Source organism: Roseateles sp. GW835-FHT13E02 (assembly GCF_058794035.1).
In genome coordinates, this window is the sequence record NZ_JBXAGJ010000016.1 from 101,546 (window position 1) to 117,249 (window position 15,704).

Annotated in this window: 19 protein-coding genes and 1 tRNA gene; 6 read left to right on the forward strand and 14 right to left on the reverse strand. The window is 68.5% G+C overall.

The annotated features are described in order from the left end of the window. Positions 1-100 precede the first annotated feature (100 nt). Positions 101-1,189, reverse strand: a complete 1,089-nt coding sequence (locus AC1Q6P_RS16385; protein ID WP_492665119.1) for a LysM peptidoglycan-binding domain-containing protein — start codon at positions 1,187-1,189, stop codon at positions 101-103. 253 nt (positions 1,190-1,442) lie between these two features. On the opposite strand from AC1Q6P_RS16385, the gene AC1Q6P_RS16390 reads away from it, so the two are divergent. Together AC1Q6P_RS16390 and AC1Q6P_RS16395 are read left to right on the forward strand one after the other, a co-directional pair. Next, a complete protein-coding gene (locus AC1Q6P_RS16390; RefSeq protein ID WP_492665120.1) occupies positions 1,443-2,543 on the forward strand; it encodes a glycine zipper domain-containing protein in 1,101 nt (366 codons plus the stop codon). A 64-nt stretch (positions 2,544-2,607) separates the two neighbouring features. Continuing rightward, complete coding sequence (locus AC1Q6P_RS16395) at positions 2,608-3,303, forward strand: hypothetical protein (protein ID WP_492665121.1); 696 nt, start codon at positions 2,608-2,610, stop codon at positions 3,301-3,303. 152 nt (positions 3,304-3,455) lie between these two features. Here AC1Q6P_RS16395 and AC1Q6P_RS16400 read toward each other — a convergent pair whose 3' ends face one another. After that, a complete protein-coding gene (locus AC1Q6P_RS16400; RefSeq protein WP_492665122.1) occupies positions 3,456-4,331 on the reverse strand; it encodes a DUF1521 domain-containing protein in 876 nt (291 codons plus the stop codon). 346 nt (positions 4,332-4,677) lie between these two features. Between AC1Q6P_RS16400 and AC1Q6P_RS16405 the strand changes: the two genes are divergently transcribed. Together AC1Q6P_RS16405 and AC1Q6P_RS16410 are read left to right on the forward strand one after the other, a co-directional pair. Next, positions 4,678-4,899 carry a hypothetical protein gene (locus tag AC1Q6P_RS16405; protein WP_102769095.1) on the forward strand — a complete coding sequence of 74 codons (222 nt, stop codon included), beginning with the start codon at positions 4,678-4,680 and terminating at the stop codon, positions 4,897-4,899. A 6-nt stretch (positions 4,900-4,905) separates the two neighbouring features. After that, a complete protein-coding gene (locus tag AC1Q6P_RS16410) occupies positions 4,906-5,571 on the forward strand; it encodes a hypothetical protein (RefSeq protein WP_492665123.1) in 666 nt (221 codons plus the stop codon). 104 nt (positions 5,572-5,675) lie between these two features. Here the strand turns inward: AC1Q6P_RS16410 and AC1Q6P_RS16415 are convergent. Continuing rightward, a tRNA-Arg gene (locus tag AC1Q6P_RS16415) sits at positions 5,676-5,750 on the reverse strand. Between the two features lie 156 nt (positions 5,751-5,906). Between AC1Q6P_RS16415 and AC1Q6P_RS16420 the strand changes: the two genes are divergently transcribed. Both AC1Q6P_RS16420 and AC1Q6P_RS16425 read left to right on the forward strand, forming a co-directional pair. Continuing rightward, positions 5,907-6,461: a c-type cytochrome gene (locus AC1Q6P_RS16420; RefSeq protein ID WP_102769097.1), complete on the forward strand. Its 555-nt coding sequence runs from the start codon at positions 5,907-5,909 to the stop codon at positions 6,459-6,461. Positions 6,462-6,657: 196 nt separating this feature from the next. Beyond that, complete coding sequence (locus AC1Q6P_RS16425; protein ID WP_492665124.1) at positions 6,658-7,449, forward strand: hypothetical protein; 792 nt, start codon at positions 6,658-6,660, stop codon at positions 7,447-7,449. A 15-nt stretch (positions 7,450-7,464) separates the two neighbouring features. Here the strand turns inward: AC1Q6P_RS16425 and AC1Q6P_RS16430 are convergent, their stop codons facing one another. The 11 genes from AC1Q6P_RS16430 to AC1Q6P_RS16480 form a co-directional block, all read right to left on the reverse strand. Beyond that, on the reverse strand, positions 7,465-7,854 hold the full coding sequence (locus tag AC1Q6P_RS16430; RefSeq protein WP_492665125.1) for a DUF2845 domain-containing protein: 390 nt from the start codon (positions 7,852-7,854) through the stop codon (positions 7,465-7,467). A gap of 79 nt (positions 7,855-7,933) precedes the next feature. Continuing rightward, on the reverse strand, positions 7,934-8,665 hold the full coding sequence (locus tag AC1Q6P_RS16435) for a LytR/AlgR family response regulator transcription factor (RefSeq protein WP_492665126.1): 732 nt from the start codon (positions 8,663-8,665) through the stop codon (positions 7,934-7,936). Further along, on the reverse strand, positions 8,662-9,750 hold the full coding sequence (locus AC1Q6P_RS16440) for a sensor histidine kinase (RefSeq protein ID WP_492665127.1): 1,089 nt from the start codon (positions 9,748-9,750) through the stop codon (positions 8,662-8,664). The genes AC1Q6P_RS16435 and AC1Q6P_RS16440 overlap by 4 nt, the downstream gene beginning before the upstream one ends. Further along, positions 9,737-10,636: a TraB/GumN family protein gene (locus tag AC1Q6P_RS16445; RefSeq protein ID WP_492665128.1), complete on the reverse strand. Its 900-nt coding sequence runs from the start codon at positions 10,634-10,636 to the stop codon at positions 9,737-9,739. Before AC1Q6P_RS16445 ends, AC1Q6P_RS16440 begins: the two co-directional genes overlap by 14 nt. A 144-nt stretch (positions 10,637-10,780) precedes the next feature. Continuing rightward, a complete protein-coding gene (locus tag AC1Q6P_RS16450) occupies positions 10,781-11,341 on the reverse strand; it encodes a DUF2946 family protein (RefSeq protein ID WP_492665129.1) in 561 nt (186 codons plus the stop codon). A gap of 39 nt (positions 11,342-11,380) precedes the next feature. Further along, positions 11,381-12,151 (reverse strand): ABC transporter permease, encoded by a 771-nt coding sequence (locus AC1Q6P_RS16455; protein WP_492665130.1) that lies wholly within the window; start codon positions 12,149-12,151, stop codon positions 11,381-11,383. After that, complete coding sequence (locus tag AC1Q6P_RS16460; RefSeq protein WP_492665131.1) at positions 12,148-13,149, reverse strand: ABC transporter ATP-binding protein; 1,002 nt, start codon at positions 13,147-13,149, stop codon at positions 12,148-12,150. The genes AC1Q6P_RS16455 and AC1Q6P_RS16460 overlap by 4 nt, the downstream gene beginning before the upstream one ends. Positions 13,150-13,285: 136 nt before the next feature. After that, positions 13,286-14,311, reverse strand: coding sequence for a YheT family hydrolase (locus AC1Q6P_RS16465; protein WP_492665132.1), 1,026 nt, complete (start codon positions 14,309-14,311; stop codon positions 13,286-13,288). Between the two features lie 26 nt (positions 14,312-14,337). Further along, a complete protein-coding gene (locus tag AC1Q6P_RS16470; protein WP_102769107.1) occupies positions 14,338-14,790 on the reverse strand; it encodes a YybH family protein in 453 nt (150 codons plus the stop codon). A gap of 5 nt (positions 14,791-14,795) precedes the next feature. Beyond that, complete coding sequence (locus tag AC1Q6P_RS16475; RefSeq protein ID WP_102769108.1) at positions 14,796-15,002, reverse strand: zinc-finger domain-containing protein; 207 nt, start codon at positions 15,000-15,002, stop codon at positions 14,796-14,798. Positions 15,003-15,087: 85 nt separating this feature from the next. Further along, positions 15,088-15,489, reverse strand: coding sequence for a hypothetical protein (locus AC1Q6P_RS16480; protein WP_492665133.1), 402 nt, complete (start codon positions 15,487-15,489; stop codon positions 15,088-15,090). Positions 15,490-15,704: the final 215 nt, after the last annotated feature.

Here is a 15,704-nt window from a genome sequence, read left to right on the forward strand (position 1 = left end):
CCGGCTGAGCGGTGATCCCCAGCGACACGATCGGGCCAAGGTGGAGGCAGAAGGACGGGCGGCAGCGAGAGGCATGGGTGGGAAGCGGCGATCGCCGGGGTCAAGGACGATGCGGCGCCGCCGGGAAAGGCGACAGCATCTGCAAGGCCTGCTTGCGCTCCTGCTCGAAGCGATGGCGCACGCCGGCCTGCACATCATCCGTGGATTTGGAGAAGTACTTCAGCACCGTCTTGCCGGACTTGTCCAGCTTCTCGGCGCCACGCTCATCGTAAATGGCATTGATGATGTCGGCATCTTTGAGCTGACTGACATCACGTCCCGCCAGCGCCTTGGCGATGACCGAAGAGCCCGAACCATGCTGCACCGCCACTGACCAGACCACATCGCGCAGCGCTGCTGAGCGCTGCGACAGGTCCAGGCCCTGCTCGGCCTTGAGCCGGGCCGCCAGTGGCTCGTAGTGCCGGCTGGCAATGAAGCCGTGCTGCAGGGCTGCGAAGCGCGGGTCCGCGGCCAAGGTCACCCAGGCCTTCTTGAACTCTGCCGTGCCCGCACGAGCGGCCTCCAGGCCGCCTGCCGCTGTCAGCGCCTGATGCATCTCGGGCGCGTGCGTGGCGGCGTGGTCGAGGAACTTGGCCATGGTGCCGCGCTGGGTTTCGATCTGGTACTTGCCGTAGGACCAGCCGCCCGTGTTGTCGTAGCCAATGGCGGCGCTGCCACGGCGACCCGATTCGTAGCGAGCGCTGAGTTTGCCCAGCTCGGTATCGGCGTTGAGGCCGCCGCTGTTGTTGTTTGCCGCGGGTCGGTCGGCAGACGGCGCTGCTGCTGCGGGTGCCGAGGCAGCCGGGGCCTCCAGCCGTGCCAGCAGGGACTTGACGGCTTCGACCAAGGGGTTGGCCAGCAGCAGCTTCTTGAGATCCACACCCCAGTGCTCGGCAATGCCGGGCAAGGTTTCTCCGGGCACCACGCGGTGCTCACGCTCCAGCCCTGGCGTGGCCACCGGGATGCGCAAGACCTGGCCGACGCGCAGGCGGTCCGGGTCGCGGGGGCTGCTGCCCACGCGGCCGTCGGCCAGCTTCGGATCCATGCCGTTGGCTTGCATCAAGGCTTCGGCACTGATGCCATGGTTTTTGGCAATGCGGCTGAGGGTGTCGCCGCTGTGCACGCGGTAGCTCGGGTTCGTGAGGTTCATGTCTGGGCTCCTTGGCCTTGGCTCTTGGGGCGGTGCCCCGATGCCATGCATTGGAGAAGAAGCACGCTGCCGGCGAAAGACGGGACCGTCCGCAATCGTGCACGGAACTGTTGCCGCCGAATAGGGGCGTTACTAGCTGGGAGCGGCCCCGGCTATCGCGAGTCAGCGAGACGGGCTGCAATCGCGGCCATGCGAGCTGACTTCGGTCAGTGACACGCCAACACACACGCACACGCAAGAAGGGTCCATCACCATGAGCACCACCATCGACACCGCCCGTAGCGCTGGCAGCCTCGGAAGCGCCGCGTCGGCAACCGGCTCCGCCGGTGAACTGCTGAGCCTGGCCCGCGACCCTGCCAGCGGCCAGCTGGACACGCGGCGCCTGGCCGGCTGGGTGGCGCAGGCCAGCCAGCAGGACTTTGGCCAGGCCTCGGCCGCCCATGCCGCGATCGAGACCGAACTGGCCGGCCGCGATGCGGGCGAACTCGCGCGCTTCAACCAGGACGTGGTGGCCGCGGTGGCGGGCTTGGCTGAGGCCACGCCGAACGGTCTGGCGGCCGCAGGCCATGCCTGGGCCAGCGAGGGCCGACGCTTGTTGGTCGACAACCCCATCCTCGTCAAGCAGTGGGTGTCCACCACCAGTGCCTGGACGGGCAAGAGCGGCTTCACCGATGGCCTGCGGGCGATGCTCGAGGGTCATGGCATCACCGTGGAACGCCTGGCCAACCCGGTGCCGCCGGGCTCGCTGGGCAAGAGCTCCGGGGTCCCAGCCGCCCTTGCCAACAACCGCAACGGGGATCTGGCACGCGATGCGATTGCGGACCGCTGGCGTGCCCAGGGCTTGCAGGTGGGGATCGAGCAGCCGCGCCAGGGCGGTGCACGGGTGGTCGATGTGGTGGTGGATCGCCCGGCAGCGGATCCGCGCCAGAGCCAGCGTCTGGAGATCGAATCCAAGGTCGGCCGCAACAGCATGGACACCGACCTGGCCCGCCAGGCCGCGCTGGACGGCCAAGCCCTGCGCGAGAACCGCTTGCTGCGCGGAGCTGGGCGCTTGCTTGAGGGCGTTGGCAAGGTGGCGCGACCGCTTGGCCTGGTGATGGACGCCGTCGAAGTCGGCAGCGCCTTCCGCAAGGACGGCGACCGCGTCGGGCTCCACACCGGCCGCGCCGCTTCCGGCTTGGCCGGCGGGGCCGCTGGCGGCTGGGGCGGAGCCGTCGGCGGCGCAGCCCTGGGCACCGCCATCTTCCCCGGCGTGGGCACGGTGATCGGCGGCCTTGTCGGCGGCATCGCCGGCGCCGTGGTCGGCGACCAAGCCGGCCGCGGGCTGTTCGACACGCTCAAGTCCTGGTTCTGATGCCGCGACGCGCTTGCATCGGAGCCGGCTCCAGCGCCGTGCACCCCATGGCATGATGCCTTCCATGTGGTCCTGGCTCACACGAAAAACCGAGCGTTCCGAAGGCCAGGCGCTGCTGCAGCGCCTGCGTGAGTGCTACCCCGTCTATGCGGCACCCCATGCTTACCGTCGAGATGGGCAATTGCTGAGCCTGGCTCAGGCTCAGGAGAACCTTGAATATCTGCAGACTCAGCGCCCGACGCGGCTGCGCATCGCCAGCGACTTCCTGCACACCGAGGCCGGGGTCGATGTGGCGGTGGCTCTGGCCGGTGCTGAGCCGGCGGCGCTGCTGGATGGCCTGCACCGCTGGAGCTTGCGTGTGTTTCCCGCGCTCCAGAAAGCCGCGCCCCAGCTGGCGCGCGACGAGGTCTGGCTGGCCAGCGATCGGCGCGGCCCGGAGATCGTGTATTCCCTGCTGATGGACCTGGCGCTGCTGCTGGGCGAGTTGATCCTGATCCGCCGCCCGGCGTTTCAATGGGCGCTGGATCTGGACGAGGGCAATCTGCTGGACGGCATGGACAGCGCGCGCCGGCCGGTGCTGCAGTTCCTGCCGACCCCAGTCGATGCCGGTGATGCCTCGTTGCCCCCGGTGCAACTGGATGTCGAGGCCCTCGTCGTCCAACGCTACCGCGAGCCCGACAGCCCCAGCCTGCAGTGGATGAATGGCTGGGCCCAACTCGTCCATGAGGCGCGCAGCGGGGCCTACGAGCGCGTGTTCTAAATGAACGGGCTGCCCGCCGCCAACTCTTGCGGGAGCGCCCCTCCAAACGCCACAGCCCGCTCCCCATCGCGGTGAGCGGGCTGCGAGCCCCGTGAATACCGCCGCTGAAGGCCGCCGACGAAGGCTGGCGGCCACGGGGCCGGTGTGGAGGCTCAGGCCTGCCAGCGGGTCAGCGTCAGGTTCAAGCTCAGCTGGGCGCTCAGGGCCCAGCCCTGCGGGTTGGCGGCTTCGTTGAAGTTGACCGTGCCGCCGGTCCAGGCGCGGCCGCCGCCGGCCACGCCGGTGTTGGTGCGCGAGCCTTCGCTGTCCTGGCCCAGCAGATTGCGCAGCAGGGCGCCGCTGAGGCTGATGCTGAGGATGCTGCTCATGGCCTGGAAGGCGCCCTGGAAGATCTGGGCCAGCTGCTGCAATTGCTGCTGTTGCTGGGCCGCAGCTGCTGCGGCGGCGCCGCCTTTTTGCAGGTCGGTGCCATTGATGTAGCTCTGGTTCACCTGCACCAATTTGCCATTGCCGTCCACGGCGACAAAGCCCTTGCCGTTGGCGTTCTCGAGCAGCACATTACCGTCGTCGGTGACGCCGTCCAGGGTCTGGCCCCAGCCCTTGGCTTCGTCGATCTTGAGGTCGCCGCGCTGGTTTGTGTCGATGCCGCTGATGCGCACGCCGTAGTCGCCATTGGTGATGGTCAGCTTGCTGGGCAGGGTCATGTCGTTGCCGGCCGGCACGGTTTCGAAGGTCAGCTTGGTGCCGTCATCGAGCTTGAAGGTGGTGGTGCCCCAGAAGTCAAAGGCATGCTGGCCATCGACATTGACATGCGGGTCACCCCACACCACATAGTTCTCACCGGTCTTCTTGTTGGTGATCTCCACGCGGTTGGCATCGGCCGCGGTGATGCGGTAGTTGTCGTTCTCGAACACGGCCTGGCCGCCTTGCATCGAGGTGCTGGCGTGGCTGGGGTTGCTGCGGTCGACGGGGCCGCAGCCGCCGATGGCGATACCGGCGCTGGCCGACGAAACAGAGTTGGTGAACATGGTCAGGCTCTCCTTGCAATAAGTTCAGTGGATGAATGAATGAGTGCTTGAAAAGACTCATGGGTGTTGGAACCTCGCCCGTTTTGCATCCGTCGGGATGCAAGGTTTGGGCGTCGCAGTGGCATCAGTAGCCACCCGCGATCAACTGCCTGGTCATTGAAACGATTTGCAAGCCGACGCGTAAGTTGGGGGCGTTCGCAATGCGGATGACCGCAACTAGGGCTGTCCGCAATCGATCGAATGCAGTGCCGCAACGGCGGGCGATTAGGAACAGCCGCAATTTCCAAAGCAGCTCTGCCGGCTTAGGCTTCGGGCCTCGAACGATGCACCCAGCCCCTCTTCATTCATGAACACGCTTGCCAGCTCTGCGTTTGCCTTCAGCCTCCCTCACGGGGCGCTGCCTGTGGCTGCGCCCGCGGCAGGGTTGGCCTCCCTGGGTTCGCCTTCGACTCCGTCCATGGGTGGGGCTGCGGCACTCTTGCGCGCCGAGGTCGAGCCGCAGGCGCGCGGACTCTCGGTGCAAGCCCATGCCGAGCGCGTGCTGGCGGCCATGCGGACTCAGGGTTGAGCGTCCATGGCCGACGTGCGCCGCGAGCCCGACTGGACGGCCGCAGCCCAAGCCCTGCTGTCCGGATGTGTGGATCTGCCTGACGAGGAGTTGCGTCTGGCTTTGCTGGACCAGGTCTGCCGCAGCTTAGGCGATGCCCTGTATCCCGATTTCTTGAACCTGCTGGCCGTGGTCGGGGAGCGCGGCGATGCCCAGGCCTGCGCGGTGCTGGCCCAGACCTTGTTGGCCGGGCTGCAGACCGGCCGCCTGCCCAGCGGCCGCCGCCAGGCCTGGGGCGCCCCGAGCCACTCCAGCTTGGCCGCCGCGCTGGCTGCTCAACAGTTTGGTGCCTGGCGTTCCTTGGGGCCCTTGGAGTATTGGGTCTGCCTGAGCCAGGATGAGCCTCGGGGGGCGGGCTTGGCTGAGCCTGAGTTCCTGCGCCAGGGGCAGGCTTTGCTGCGCCTGATCAACAGCAGCGAGGCGGCTCGGCAGCTCTACATCCAACGCCTGCAGGCCTTGGCGGCCGATCCGGTGGAAGGCGGCCTGTCCCGTCATGCCCGCCAAGTGCTGACGCGGTTCGCCGAAGCCTGGGCCCAGGGCCAGTCGCCCGATGCCTTGTGCCAGCAGGTGCTTGGCGCCATGCCGGCGCGAGCTCATGGGCTCAGCGCACTGGCCGGCTGGGGCTCGCGCTGAACATTGGGTTCTGGGTGTGGGGGAGATCGGGGCCGCGCCGCAGCTTGCGGCGGGTCTTCAGCAAGCGCCGCAATATCGGGGCTTGCTGACAGGGAGGTATCCGGTGGTGCGACCGGCAAGAATCGAACTTGCGCCTAAGCCTTCGGAGGGCCCAATGATATCCACTTCACCACGGTCGCCGGGAGCGCGTATTCTAACCTCAGCGGCCGCGCCCACCGTGACGAGCGTCAATCCTTGCAGTCAGCCCCAGGTGCTGACAGATATAATCTGCCGGTTTTGCGTCCGGTGAACTGCCGGGCATTGCATCTTCCCTTGCCGACGCCAACGAGGATTTCATGAGCGGAAACCAGAATCACGCACACGAGCACGATCATGCTGACGAAGCCCATGAAGGCCCGATCAAGACCCCCAAGCAGCTGGCCTGGGCCGTGTTCTTTGCCTTTGTCGTTCCTGTCATCGTCATCATTCTGCTGGCCAACTATGTGACCAGCGACTCCAAGCCGTCTGCCGGTACCGAGGCCCTGGAAGCACAGGCTGTGGCCGCCCGCATCCAGCCCATCGGCGCGATCGAGCTGAAGGACATGAACAATGTCGCCGCCCTGAAGACCGGCGAGCAGGTGTTCCAGGCCCAGTGCGCGGCCTGCCACTCGACCGGCGCTGCCGGCGCCCCCAAGCTGGGCGACGAAGCCGCCTGGGGCCCGCGCGTGAAGACTGGTTATGACGCACTGCTGACCTCGGCCCTCAAGGGCAAGGGCGCCATGGGCGCACAGGGCGGTGGCGATTTCAGCGATTTCGAAATCTCCCGCGCCGTGGTCTACATGGCCAACCAGGGCGGTGCCAAGTTCGACGAGCCCAAGGCCCCGGCCGCCGCAGCTTCGGCCGCCAACTGAAGCGCAATGTGGCGAGCTTGGGCATGTCCCGAGCATGCGCCGCACCGACAGCCGACCCTCGGGTCGGCTTTTTTTCGCCGCGTGTTTTTGCCTTTGTGCGCGCCTGCCGTTCGGGCAGCGGGGCCAGGTCTTGCGCGCGACGCCTTGTGCCGGGGCGGCTGGCCTGCCGGTGGTAGCCTGCAGTAAGCTCAAGGCCATGAACCGGCTTGCTCCGCTCATGCTGACCCTGGCCTTGTGTGCGGCTGGGCCGGCCGCCGTTCGGGCGGCCGAATCAGCGGGCCTGCCCACGCGCTGGCGGGTGTGTGTCACCGACCTTCAAGCGCCTCCGTTCCTGAACAACCAGGCGGAGCATCCCGGCACGGTAGAGCGCATGCTGCAGGACAGTGCGCGCCAGCAGGGCTTGGAGCTGGAGTTGCTGCGGCTGCCACCGCGTCGTTGCCGCCTGATGCTGGATCAGGGGCAGATCGAGGCAGCGCTCGCCGGCCCCACGCCGGTCAATCTGCAGGAACTGCAGTTCCCTCTGCGGGCCGGGCAGCTGGATGCGTCACGCAGCCTGATGCAACTCCATCTGGTCTGGCTCAAGCGCGCGGATTCCACGCTCGACTGGGATGGCCAGGCTCTGCGGGGACTCGGCGCTGGCGGGAAGGTGTCCGTGATCGGCGTGCGGGCTGGGGTGCGCATCACCGCGGAGCCCCTGCTCGGTCTCGGCCTGCGCGTCGAGGATTCCGCGCACAGCATGGCGCAGTTGCTGGCCAAGTTGCGCGCCGGTCGCGTCGATCTGGCGGTGGTTGCAGCGCCAGAGCTCAATCTGTCACCCGATGCGCAAAGCCTGCACGGCCTGGCCGTCCTGAGCAAGCCCTTGCTGCAGATGGACATTTACCTCGTGCAGCGCAAGGATGCCGGTGCCGAGCGGGCGGCACTGATGGAGCGTTGGTGGGCGGCGATTGCCCAGCTGCGCGAGGCCGAGGCGCATCGCACAGCGCCCTGAGTCGGTGCAACAGGATCAGCTGCCGTAACCGAGGTCCTTGACGGACACCAAACGGCCGTCCTCGAACACCAGCTGCTGCATGAACTGCTGAGGTCCGAAGTTGTAGACCCATTCTTCGATCAGCACCTGGCGTTCGCGCTCCAGCTCCACCGTGCTGCCGGGTGGCAGGCCGCTGTTGGGCGCGGCGGGCACGCGCAGACGGATGACGCGGCGGTCGAGGCGTTGCTCCTGCAGGCTGGGCGTGCCGCATTTGCGCAGCACCTCGGGCTTGGCCATGCCGGCGTCAATGACAAAAGAGTTACAGCGAAAGGCCCAGGCCGAGGGGGTCAGCAGCAGCGCACTGAAGGCCAGCGCGGCCAGGCAGGGTTTGCGGGCGAGCATGGGCGAGCGAAACAGCGGTGGCATGGCAATCCCCGGGAAAGCGGCAGTCCTGTGCAACGCGCGCCAGGCTGCGGGCGTTGACCGAGGCCGGCCTTGGGCCTCCTCAGCCCAGGCTGAAGCGCTGCCGCAGCGCCTGGCTTTGCCGGCGCGACACGGTCAACCACGGGCCGCTGTGCAGTTGCAGCTGCAGGCTGCTGTCGTCGCCGGGCTGTAGGCGGGCGATGGCATCCAGGCGCACCAGGGCCTGGCGGTTGATCTGCTGGTAGCGCTGCGGGTCCAGTCGGGGCAGCAGGCGCGCGAGGCTGCCCGGCAGCAGGAACACGCCTTGCGGCGTGTGCAGCTCCAGATAGTTGTCGCGGCTTTCGATCAGGGCGATGTCGCCCAGGCGGATCAGGGCCATCTGCTCGCCGCGGCGCAGCAGCACGCGGTGCTCATCGCTCAGATAGGGGCTGCTGCGCGGCTCCAGCTCGGCTCGCAGGCGCTGCAGCGCCTGGGCCAGGCGTTCGGCCGCCACCGGCTTGACCAGATAGTCCAGGGCATTGAGGTCGAAGGCCTCGATCGCAAAGCTGGCATGGGCGGTGCAGAAGATGATGCGCGCCTCGGCGTTGAGGGCACGGGCCACAGCCAGGCCGTCCTGCTCGGGCATCTGCACATCGAGCAGCAGGGCATCGGGCCGCAGCTGGGCGTGCAGGGCCAGGGCCTCGTCGCCGCTGTTGGCCTCGGCCAGCACCTCGACATCATCGTGCGCCGCCAGCAAGCGGCGCAGTTCCAGCCGAGCCAGGCGTTCGTCGTCCACCAGCAGCAGGCGCAGGGGTGGGGGCTTCATCAGGGTCATGGGACGGAGGCCTCCTGCCAGGGCAGGCGCAGTTCGACCCGGTGGTGTTGGCCTGTGGCATCGAGGCCGGCGTGCAGCTCGGCGGCCGCGCCCAATTGCAGGCGCAGGCTTTCGCGCAGCTGGGCCAGGCCGCTGCCCAGGCCGGGGGGGCTTGCGAGGCGCGGCGCGCTGGGGTTCTCGACGCGCAAGCACCACACCGGGCTGCTGCCCTCGCGCGCCGCGTGGATGCGCAGGCAGCCGCCCTCACGGCGAGCGCCAATGCCATGCTTGATCGCGTTCTCGCACAGGCCCAGCAGGGCAAAGCGCGGCAGGCGCTGGGCCATCAGCGCGGGCGGCAGGCTGATGTCCAGCTGCAATCGATCTTCGAGCCGGCTCGCTTCCAGGGCCAGGTAGCGCTGGCAGAGCTGCCACTCCTCGTCGAGGCGGCAAAGGCTGCCACTTTGTTCGAGGCTGGCGCGCAAGAGGGTGGACAGCTCTGTCAGCAAATGGGCGGCGCGCTCGGGGTTCTCGAAGATCAGGCCGCGCACGGTGTTCATGGCATTGAACAGAAAGTGCGGCTTGAGCTGGTTCTGCAAGGCCTGCAGCTGGGCCGCGCGCGCCTGCTGCTCCAGCGCGGTGCGCTGCCGGCGGTCCAGGTGGCTTTGCCAGGCCAGGCTGAACAGCAGGTACTGGGCCAGCGCCACCACCCAGCTGCCGCCCTGGCTGATCCAGCGCAGCTGCACGGGGCTCAGGTTCAGGGCCTGGGGGTCCAGGGGCACGCCGCTGCCCAGCCACTGGGTCAGGGCGTGGATGCACAGCGCGTCGATGGCGGCCAGGGCGGCCAGCAAAGGCAGGCGGTGCGCCCAGGGCTGCCCTGGCCGTGCCTGGCTGACCAGCAGGCCCAGCAGGCCCCAGCGCAGCAAGGCCATCAGGCCGACGCGCTGCACCGTGCCCGGGCGCAGCCCCGGGTCGCCGAACAGGGCGAACTGGATCAGCAGGATCAGCAGCGCCTGCAGACCGCACAAGGACAGCAGCAAACCAGCCTGGCGCCACAGGGGCCAGGCCGTGGAGGCGGTGTCGCGAGCGAGGGCCTCAGTACGCGACACGCGTCACCTTGAAACCCTGGGCCTGCAGCAGGGCCGGCAGGCCCTCGCTGCCCAGATGGGCGGGCGCCACGGCCACGAACAGGCGCTGGCCTTCTCGCAGGCGCTGGGCGATCTTGAGGCTCCAGGCCTGGTCACGTTCGCGCTGGATGCGCTCGCGCGTGGCCGGTGTGAAGGCCGAGCACTCGAAGCTGGCTTGCAAGGCCGCCATATCGCCGCGGCGCCAGGCGGCATAGCTCTGCACGCTGTCCTGGCCCTGGCTGATCAGCAGGCGGCGCAGCAGGGCCTGCTGGTCGGCCTCGGGGATGGACTGCAGCAGCTGGAAGCCGGCCTGCAGCCCTTCCAGCTCCAGCAAGGGCTTGTCCTTCATGGCCCGGTGCACCAGGTTCATGCTGCTGTGCTGTTCCTGGCTTTGCAGGCCGGCTTTCTGGGCCATCAGCTTGTGCAGGGCGGCCACCACGAAGAAGGGTGGCAGGCTGTCCAGGGCGCTGCAGGGCAGGCCTTGTTGCTTGCACAGCTGATCAAAGTCGCCGAGCAGATCGGCCGGCAGGGTGGCGCGGAAGGAAGCACCGGGTTGGCGCAGTGCAGCCAGCAAGGGGGCGGCCTCGCTGGGTGCGACCGGCATGCGCAACTCACTGGCCAGCTGATCGCTCTCGGTCAGGGCCTGCTGGACCGTGCCGGGCAGCGCCGTCACGCCGGCTTCGCTCCAGGGCAGGGCGCCGAACAGCCAGGAGCGCCGGCCCTGATGCTCCACCGACCACAGGGCGGGTCGGTAATCGGCCTGCGCGGCAGGCGGGGTGTCGGGGGCGGCCGGGCCGGCCAGGCTCGGCGCCGTGAAGGCGGTGAGCAGGGGCAGCAGGCAAGCGATGGCGAGGCGGGACGGTTTCATGGGCGGTGAATCGTGCGGTCAATCAGGCAGTGAAAGAGGGTCGAACATGGCGCTGTGGGGGTGTCAGCCGGCTGCACTGTGCCGGTCACCTTCGCGCCTGTCGCCTGCTTTCAGGGCCAGCGGCAGCAAAGCCGGGCCGAACGGTCAGCCGGCCGCTGCGGCCCCTGCGGCCACATTCACCTCGGGCACGAGGCACACGCCAAAGCGCTGCAGCAAATCGGCATGGCGGCAGAACTCGGGCGCCCACAGGCCCTGCTCCACGGCCTGGGCGGCCCAGTCCATGTCCAGGCTGTGCACCAGGCCCAGGCCCAGCGGCGTGCTCAGGAACAGACGGTCCTGCTCATCCAGCCAGCTGGCGCTGACGGTGGTGCTCAAGCCCGTGTGGCTCTGCACCGTGCCGTCCGGCTGCAGGGCTGCGGCATCGACGCGCCAGACCCAGGGCGCGGCCTCCAGCTGCAGGTACACGCGCTGCGGGCCGTTCTGAAAGAACCAGGCGCCGCGCGCGTCGGCCGCGTAATTGCGGGCGATGAACTCGCGCAGCTTCTCGTGCGTGACGCGGCTGCCCTTGACCTGCGGAAACGGGCCCGCCGCCTGGCAGCGCTCGTCGCGCATATACCAATCGCCCCGGGCATCCAGGGCCAGCCAGCCGTAGCAGTGCGGCACATTGGGCCATTTTTTCAGGGCCGCTTCGACGATTGCATCCATGCCGCCAGTGTAGGTTCGGCGGACTGGCCCGCGCCTCGTTCAGATGTGACCCAGCACGCCCAGATGGCGCGCCTGTCGCAGGCAGGCCCGAAAGATCGCCAGACCCGCGGCCAGGAACACGGCGCTGTTCAGCGCCACCCAGGCCCAGACCTCGACCGGAAAGGTCTGGCCGCCCGCGGCCGCGCGTGCTGCGGCGGCGGCCAGGGCATAGGGCAGGGCCGACAAGCCCGAGAGCGGCAGCGCCGGTAGTGACACCAGGCCGATCACCAAAGGATAGGCCGCCATCATCAGCAGCTCGCCGCGCTTGACCAGCAGGCTCAGGCCCGCCAGCGCATAGCCCAGGCCGGCCATGGACGGTGCACCCAGCACGGCCAGGCCCAGGGCGGGCAGGCTCAGCTGCACGCGCCCGTCGGTCAGCCAGGCGATCACACCGAGCGTGAGCACCAGCAAGATCAGGCCCACCACGCTTTGCAGCATCAGTCGTACGGTCAACAGCTGGCCCAGGCTCATTGGTGCCAGCTGCAGCTGCTCCAGCGTGCGCTGCTGCGTCTCTTCGACGATCTCTTGGGCGCTGCCATGGGCCAGGCCGCTGGCAAACATCCACAGGGCGAAGCCGATGATCAGACCGTCGGCCTGGCCCGAATCCAGGGACTGGCCGCTGGCCTTGAGCACGGCGAAGACCAGGCCGCCGAACAGGCTGAAGATGAAGCCGATGCCCAGCACGGCCTCGACCCAGTAGCGCCGCGCCAGGGCCAGGCTGCGGCGGGCCTCGTTGAGGCCATGGCGAATCCAGGGGCGGCGGCTGCTCATGGGGTGGGTGCTCCCTCGATGGAGGCTTCAGTGGCGGACAGGCCGAGGTGTTCCAGGTAATGCTCGCGCAGCTCGATTGCGCGCAGCTGCAGCGCGCTGCAGCGGCCCAGCCAGGCGGCCCATTCGGCCATCAGCCGGGCCGCCTCGGGCGGGTCGCGCAAGGGCAGGCTCCAGCCGCCGGCCTCGCCCGGCGCTGCTTGCCAGTCCCGCGGGCCCAGCCATTCGGGCGGCGGCGGGCAGGGCTGCTCGCTGCGCACCACCAGGCGGTAGCGGTAGTCCTGGTGCACAAAGGCCTCACGGGCGCCGTCAAAGCGCTTGCGCCCGCGGTGGATGCAGACGATGCGCGGGCACAGGCGCTCGATGAAATGCAGATCGTGCGAGCCGATCAGAAAGGTCTGGCCTTCGGCCGCGCCCTGGTGCACCAGCGCGTGCAGGCGCTCCACGCCTTCCAGGTCCAGGCCCAGCGTCGGCTCGTCCAGCAGCACCAGGGTCGGCCGGTGGATCAGGGCCCCGATCAGGGCGGCACGCAGCTTGTTGCCGGTGGAAAGCTGGCGGATCGGTGTGTCGAGATCACTCAGGCCCAGCAGATCGGCCATCTGCCGGCAGCGATCGAGGCTGAAGCGCTGCTCGCGCAGCTCGCAGAAGTAACGCGCGTTCTCCAGGGTGGTCAGGCGCTCGTAGGCGGCGCCGCGGCCCTCCAGCAACACGCCGATCTCGCGCAAATGGGGGCCGGGCTGACCAGCCGCCCGAGCGGGGTCTTTGCGCCAGCGCAGCTCGCCCTGGTCGGCGTCGCAGAGCCCGGTCAGGATCTTGACCAAGGTGGTCTTGCCCGAGCCATTCGGCCCGAGCAGGCCGATCACTTCGCCGGCTTTCAGCTCCAAGTCAAATTGGTCCAGCGCTTGGACCGAGCCGCCGCCCCGTGTGTAGTGCTTGCTGGCCTGCTGGAGCTGCAGCAAGGGTCCGGCTGTTGTGTCGCTCGTCGACCGTTCTGGGTCCATGCCCTGTTCCTCCTGCCCTTGATCGGGTCGGAGGCAGCATAAGGGCGCAACTTGACGGTGTCAGCCTGGGCCGGACGAGCAGGCTGCTACGCCGTTGAATGGCAGGAAGTCCGCAATGAATGGCTGCCGTGGCGACTCAACCCAGCGCCCGGCTCAGCCAATCGCAGACCTGCTCGGGCATGGTGAAGACCTCGCCCGGCGGCTTGCCGTGGGTGAATCCGACATGGCCGCCGTGGGCCGGCTGCCAGAGCGTGACGAAGGCGCCGACATCGCGCGCCTGCGGCAGGCTGTTCGCCGGCACAAAGGGGTCGTTGCGGGCATTAAGCACCAGGGCCGGGATGCCGATGCGGCGTAGATGCGGCTTGGCCGAGGCGCGCGCCCAGTAGTCCTCGGTGTCGCGGAAACCGTGCAGCGGGGCGGTGAAGATGTTGTCGAACTCGTAGAGATCGCGGGCGCGGCGCAGGCGTTCGCCATCGAACAGGCCCGGGTGCTGCTCCAGCTTGCGCAAGGCCTTGGGCACCATGGTCTTGAGGAACATGCGGGTGTAGACCAGGCGGCTGAAGCCGCGACCGATGGCTCGGCCCGAGGCGGCCAGGTCGATGGGCGAGCAGACGGCGGCCACGGCGCGGGCGGTCAGGGCGGCGCTCTGGCCATGCTCCTCGGCCCAGCGCAGCAAGGCATTGCCGCCCAGCGAGATGCCCACGGCCAGCACCGGGCCGCCGTGCTGCTGCTTGCAACGGGCCAGGATCCAGGCGATCTCTTCAAAATCACCCGAGTGGTAGGCGCGCGGCGCATGGTTCAGCTCGCCCGAGCAGCCGCGGAAATGCGGCAGGGCGCAGGCCCAGCCGCGCGAGCGCGCGACGGTGGCAAAGGCTTGGGCGTACTGGCTTTGCGAGCTGCCCTCCAGGCCATGGAAGAGCACCAGCAGCGGCGGCCGTGGCGTGCCCTCGGGCGGGATGGCGGGCAGGGGCCAGAAGGCATCGTCGCCGGCTTCGGGCGGGGCGTAGTTGAGCCAGTCGACGTCGATGAAATCGCCGTCCGGCGTGTCCCAGCGCTGGCGCTGGAAGCGCAGGGCCGGGCCGCCGTGGTGGCGGGCCCAGAGGGCAGACCAGATGGTCTGGGCGTGGCCGCCGGGCAGCCAGCGCGGCGCGGAGTACTGCATCTCGGAACGGTTCGGGGTGTCGGCCTTCAGTGCAGTACCGAAGGTTCTTCGATCACTTCCTGGATGTCATGCGCACTGCCCGGGCTGGCGTGGTGCAGCACCATGCGCCAGCCAAAGGCGGTCTTGAGGTAGACATTGGTGGCGATCACCCAGGCGCTTTGCTGGCCGTCCGGGCCGTCCACCTGCACGCGCTCCAGCACCTGGTGGATGGCGGTGTCGCCGGTGTGCAGGCGTCGCACGCGCTCGGGGTGGGCCGGGATGGCGCCTTGCAGAAAGACGGTCTCGAAGGCGGCGCGGATCGCGCCCAGGCCCACGACGCGCGGGCCGCCGGGGTGGACGCAGGAGATTTCCTCCTCGTCGGCCCAGACCTCCATCAGCCGGTCCAGATCGGCCTGCTGCAGGGCTTCGTAGAACTGCTGTTCGGTGTCCTCGGGCGAGGCCAGCAGGGCGGCGGCCTGAGCTTTGCTGCGCGACTGCATGCGGCTCAGTGGTGGCTATGCAGGGTTTCGCCGGCTTTCAGCTTGTAGACGGTGCCGCAGTAGGGGCACTTGCCCTGGCCTTCATGGCTCAGGTCGATGAAGACCTTGGGGTGGCTGCTCCACTGCGTCATCTTGGGGTTGGGGCAGGCCACAACGCCCGGGCCCTGCACATCCTGAGCCGTGACTTCGACGATGGATTTGGCTTCGCTCATGGGAGGTTTCTTTCGTGTCAACAACAGGGGCGGGAGGTGAGGGCCGGGCCAGCGCACCCGGGCGCCGGCGGCAAAGACCCTGATTTTACGAGGCTTGTTGCGCTTTCGGAGCGTCCTCCGGGCGCAGCAAGCTCCAGCTGCGCACCGTGCCGCCTTCCATGTGCAGCTCGACCCGCACGCCGCCGGCGTCGGTCCAGCCATAGACCTCGGGCTGCTCGCTGATCTTCTGGCCCAGGCTGCGCGTCAGTGGCAGCACATCGACCAGCTTCATGCCGGCGCGCAGCTTGGCATTGAGCATGACGGCGCTCTCGACCCGACCGACCGGCGCCTCCGAGGCGGCGCGCATCACCCGCATCAGGCGCGAGAACTGCAGCAGCAGCCAGAACACCACGACCGTCAGGGCCAGGATCACCCCTTGCCAGCCGTACAACAAGCCACCGCCTACCAGGGCCACCAGGGCCAGGGCGCTTCCAATCCATGTATTCATGGGCCGGCATGGTAGTGCAAGGCGCCCGGACGGCCGTGATTTCGCACAAGCTGCTTGGGCAAGTCATGGCTTTGGCGTATCCTCAGTCCCCCTAAGGGAAATCCCGAATCCAGGCGCCGGCAGGAAAAGAGCGACCACGGGAACGACGGCATGAGGGAGTCCGCACGGTGAGGTGGCGCTTACGGGGTTCAGGGTCGAGGCAGCGGCGCCGGCTG

What these genes read in the sequence shown, in the direction of transcription:
- AC1Q6P_RS16385 (WP_492665119.1), bottom strand. Translation starts at nt 1,189, where the DNA reads ATGAACCTCACGAACCCGAGCTACCGCGTGCACAGCGGCGACACCCTC.
- AC1Q6P_RS16390 (WP_492665120.1), top strand. Translation starts at nt 1,443, where the DNA reads ATGAGCACCACCATCGACACCGCCCGTAGCGCTGGCAGCCTCGGAAGC.
- AC1Q6P_RS16395 (WP_492665121.1), top strand. Translation starts at nt 2,608, where the DNA reads ATGTGGTCCTGGCTCACACGAAAAACCGAGCGTTCCGAAGGCCAGGCG.
- AC1Q6P_RS16400 (WP_492665122.1), bottom strand. Translation starts at nt 4,331, where the DNA reads ATGTTCACCAACTCTGTTTCGTCGGCCAGCGCCGGTATCGCCATCGGC.
- AC1Q6P_RS16405 (WP_102769095.1), top strand. Translation starts at nt 4,678, where the DNA reads ATGAACACGCTTGCCAGCTCTGCGTTTGCCTTCAGCCTCCCTCACGGG.
- AC1Q6P_RS16410 (WP_492665123.1), top strand. Translation starts at nt 4,906, where the DNA reads ATGGCCGACGTGCGCCGCGAGCCCGACTGGACGGCCGCAGCCCAAGCC.
- AC1Q6P_RS16420 (WP_102769097.1), top strand. Translation starts at nt 5,907, where the DNA reads ATGAGCGGAAACCAGAATCACGCACACGAGCACGATCATGCTGACGAA.
- AC1Q6P_RS16425 (WP_492665124.1), top strand. Translation starts at nt 6,658, where the DNA reads ATGAACCGGCTTGCTCCGCTCATGCTGACCCTGGCCTTGTGTGCGGCT.
- AC1Q6P_RS16430 (WP_492665125.1), bottom strand. Translation starts at nt 7,854, where the DNA reads ATGCCACCGCTGTTTCGCTCGCCCATGCTCGCCCGCAAACCCTGCCTG.
- AC1Q6P_RS16435 (WP_492665126.1), bottom strand. Translation starts at nt 8,665, where the DNA reads ATGACCCTGATGAAGCCCCCACCCCTGCGCCTGCTGCTGGTGGACGAC.
- AC1Q6P_RS16445 (WP_492665128.1), bottom strand. Translation starts at nt 10,636, where the DNA reads ATGAAACCGTCCCGCCTCGCCATCGCTTGCCTGCTGCCCCTGCTCACC.
- AC1Q6P_RS16450 (WP_492665129.1), bottom strand. Translation starts at nt 11,341, where the DNA reads ATGGATGCAATCGTCGAAGCGGCCCTGAAAAAATGGCCCAATGTGCCG.
- AC1Q6P_RS16455 (WP_492665130.1), bottom strand. Translation starts at nt 12,151, where the DNA reads ATGAGCAGCCGCCGCCCCTGGATTCGCCATGGCCTCAACGAGGCCCGC.
- AC1Q6P_RS16460 (WP_492665131.1), bottom strand. Translation starts at nt 13,149, where the DNA reads ATGGACCCAGAACGGTCGACGAGCGACACAACAGCCGGACCCTTGCTG.
- AC1Q6P_RS16465 (WP_492665132.1), bottom strand. Translation starts at nt 14,311, where the DNA reads ATGCAGTACTCCGCGCCGCGCTGGCTGCCCGGCGGCCACGCCCAGACC.
- AC1Q6P_RS16470 (WP_102769107.1), bottom strand. Translation starts at nt 14,790, where the DNA reads ATGCAGTCGCGCAGCAAAGCTCAGGCCGCCGCCCTGCTGGCCTCGCCC.
- AC1Q6P_RS16475 (WP_102769108.1), bottom strand. Translation starts at nt 15,002, where the DNA reads ATGAGCGAAGCCAAATCCATCGTCGAAGTCACGGCTCAGGATGTGCAG.
- AC1Q6P_RS16480 (WP_492665133.1), bottom strand. Translation starts at nt 15,489, where the DNA reads ATGAATACATGGATTGGAAGCGCCCTGGCCCTGGTGGCCCTGGTAGGC.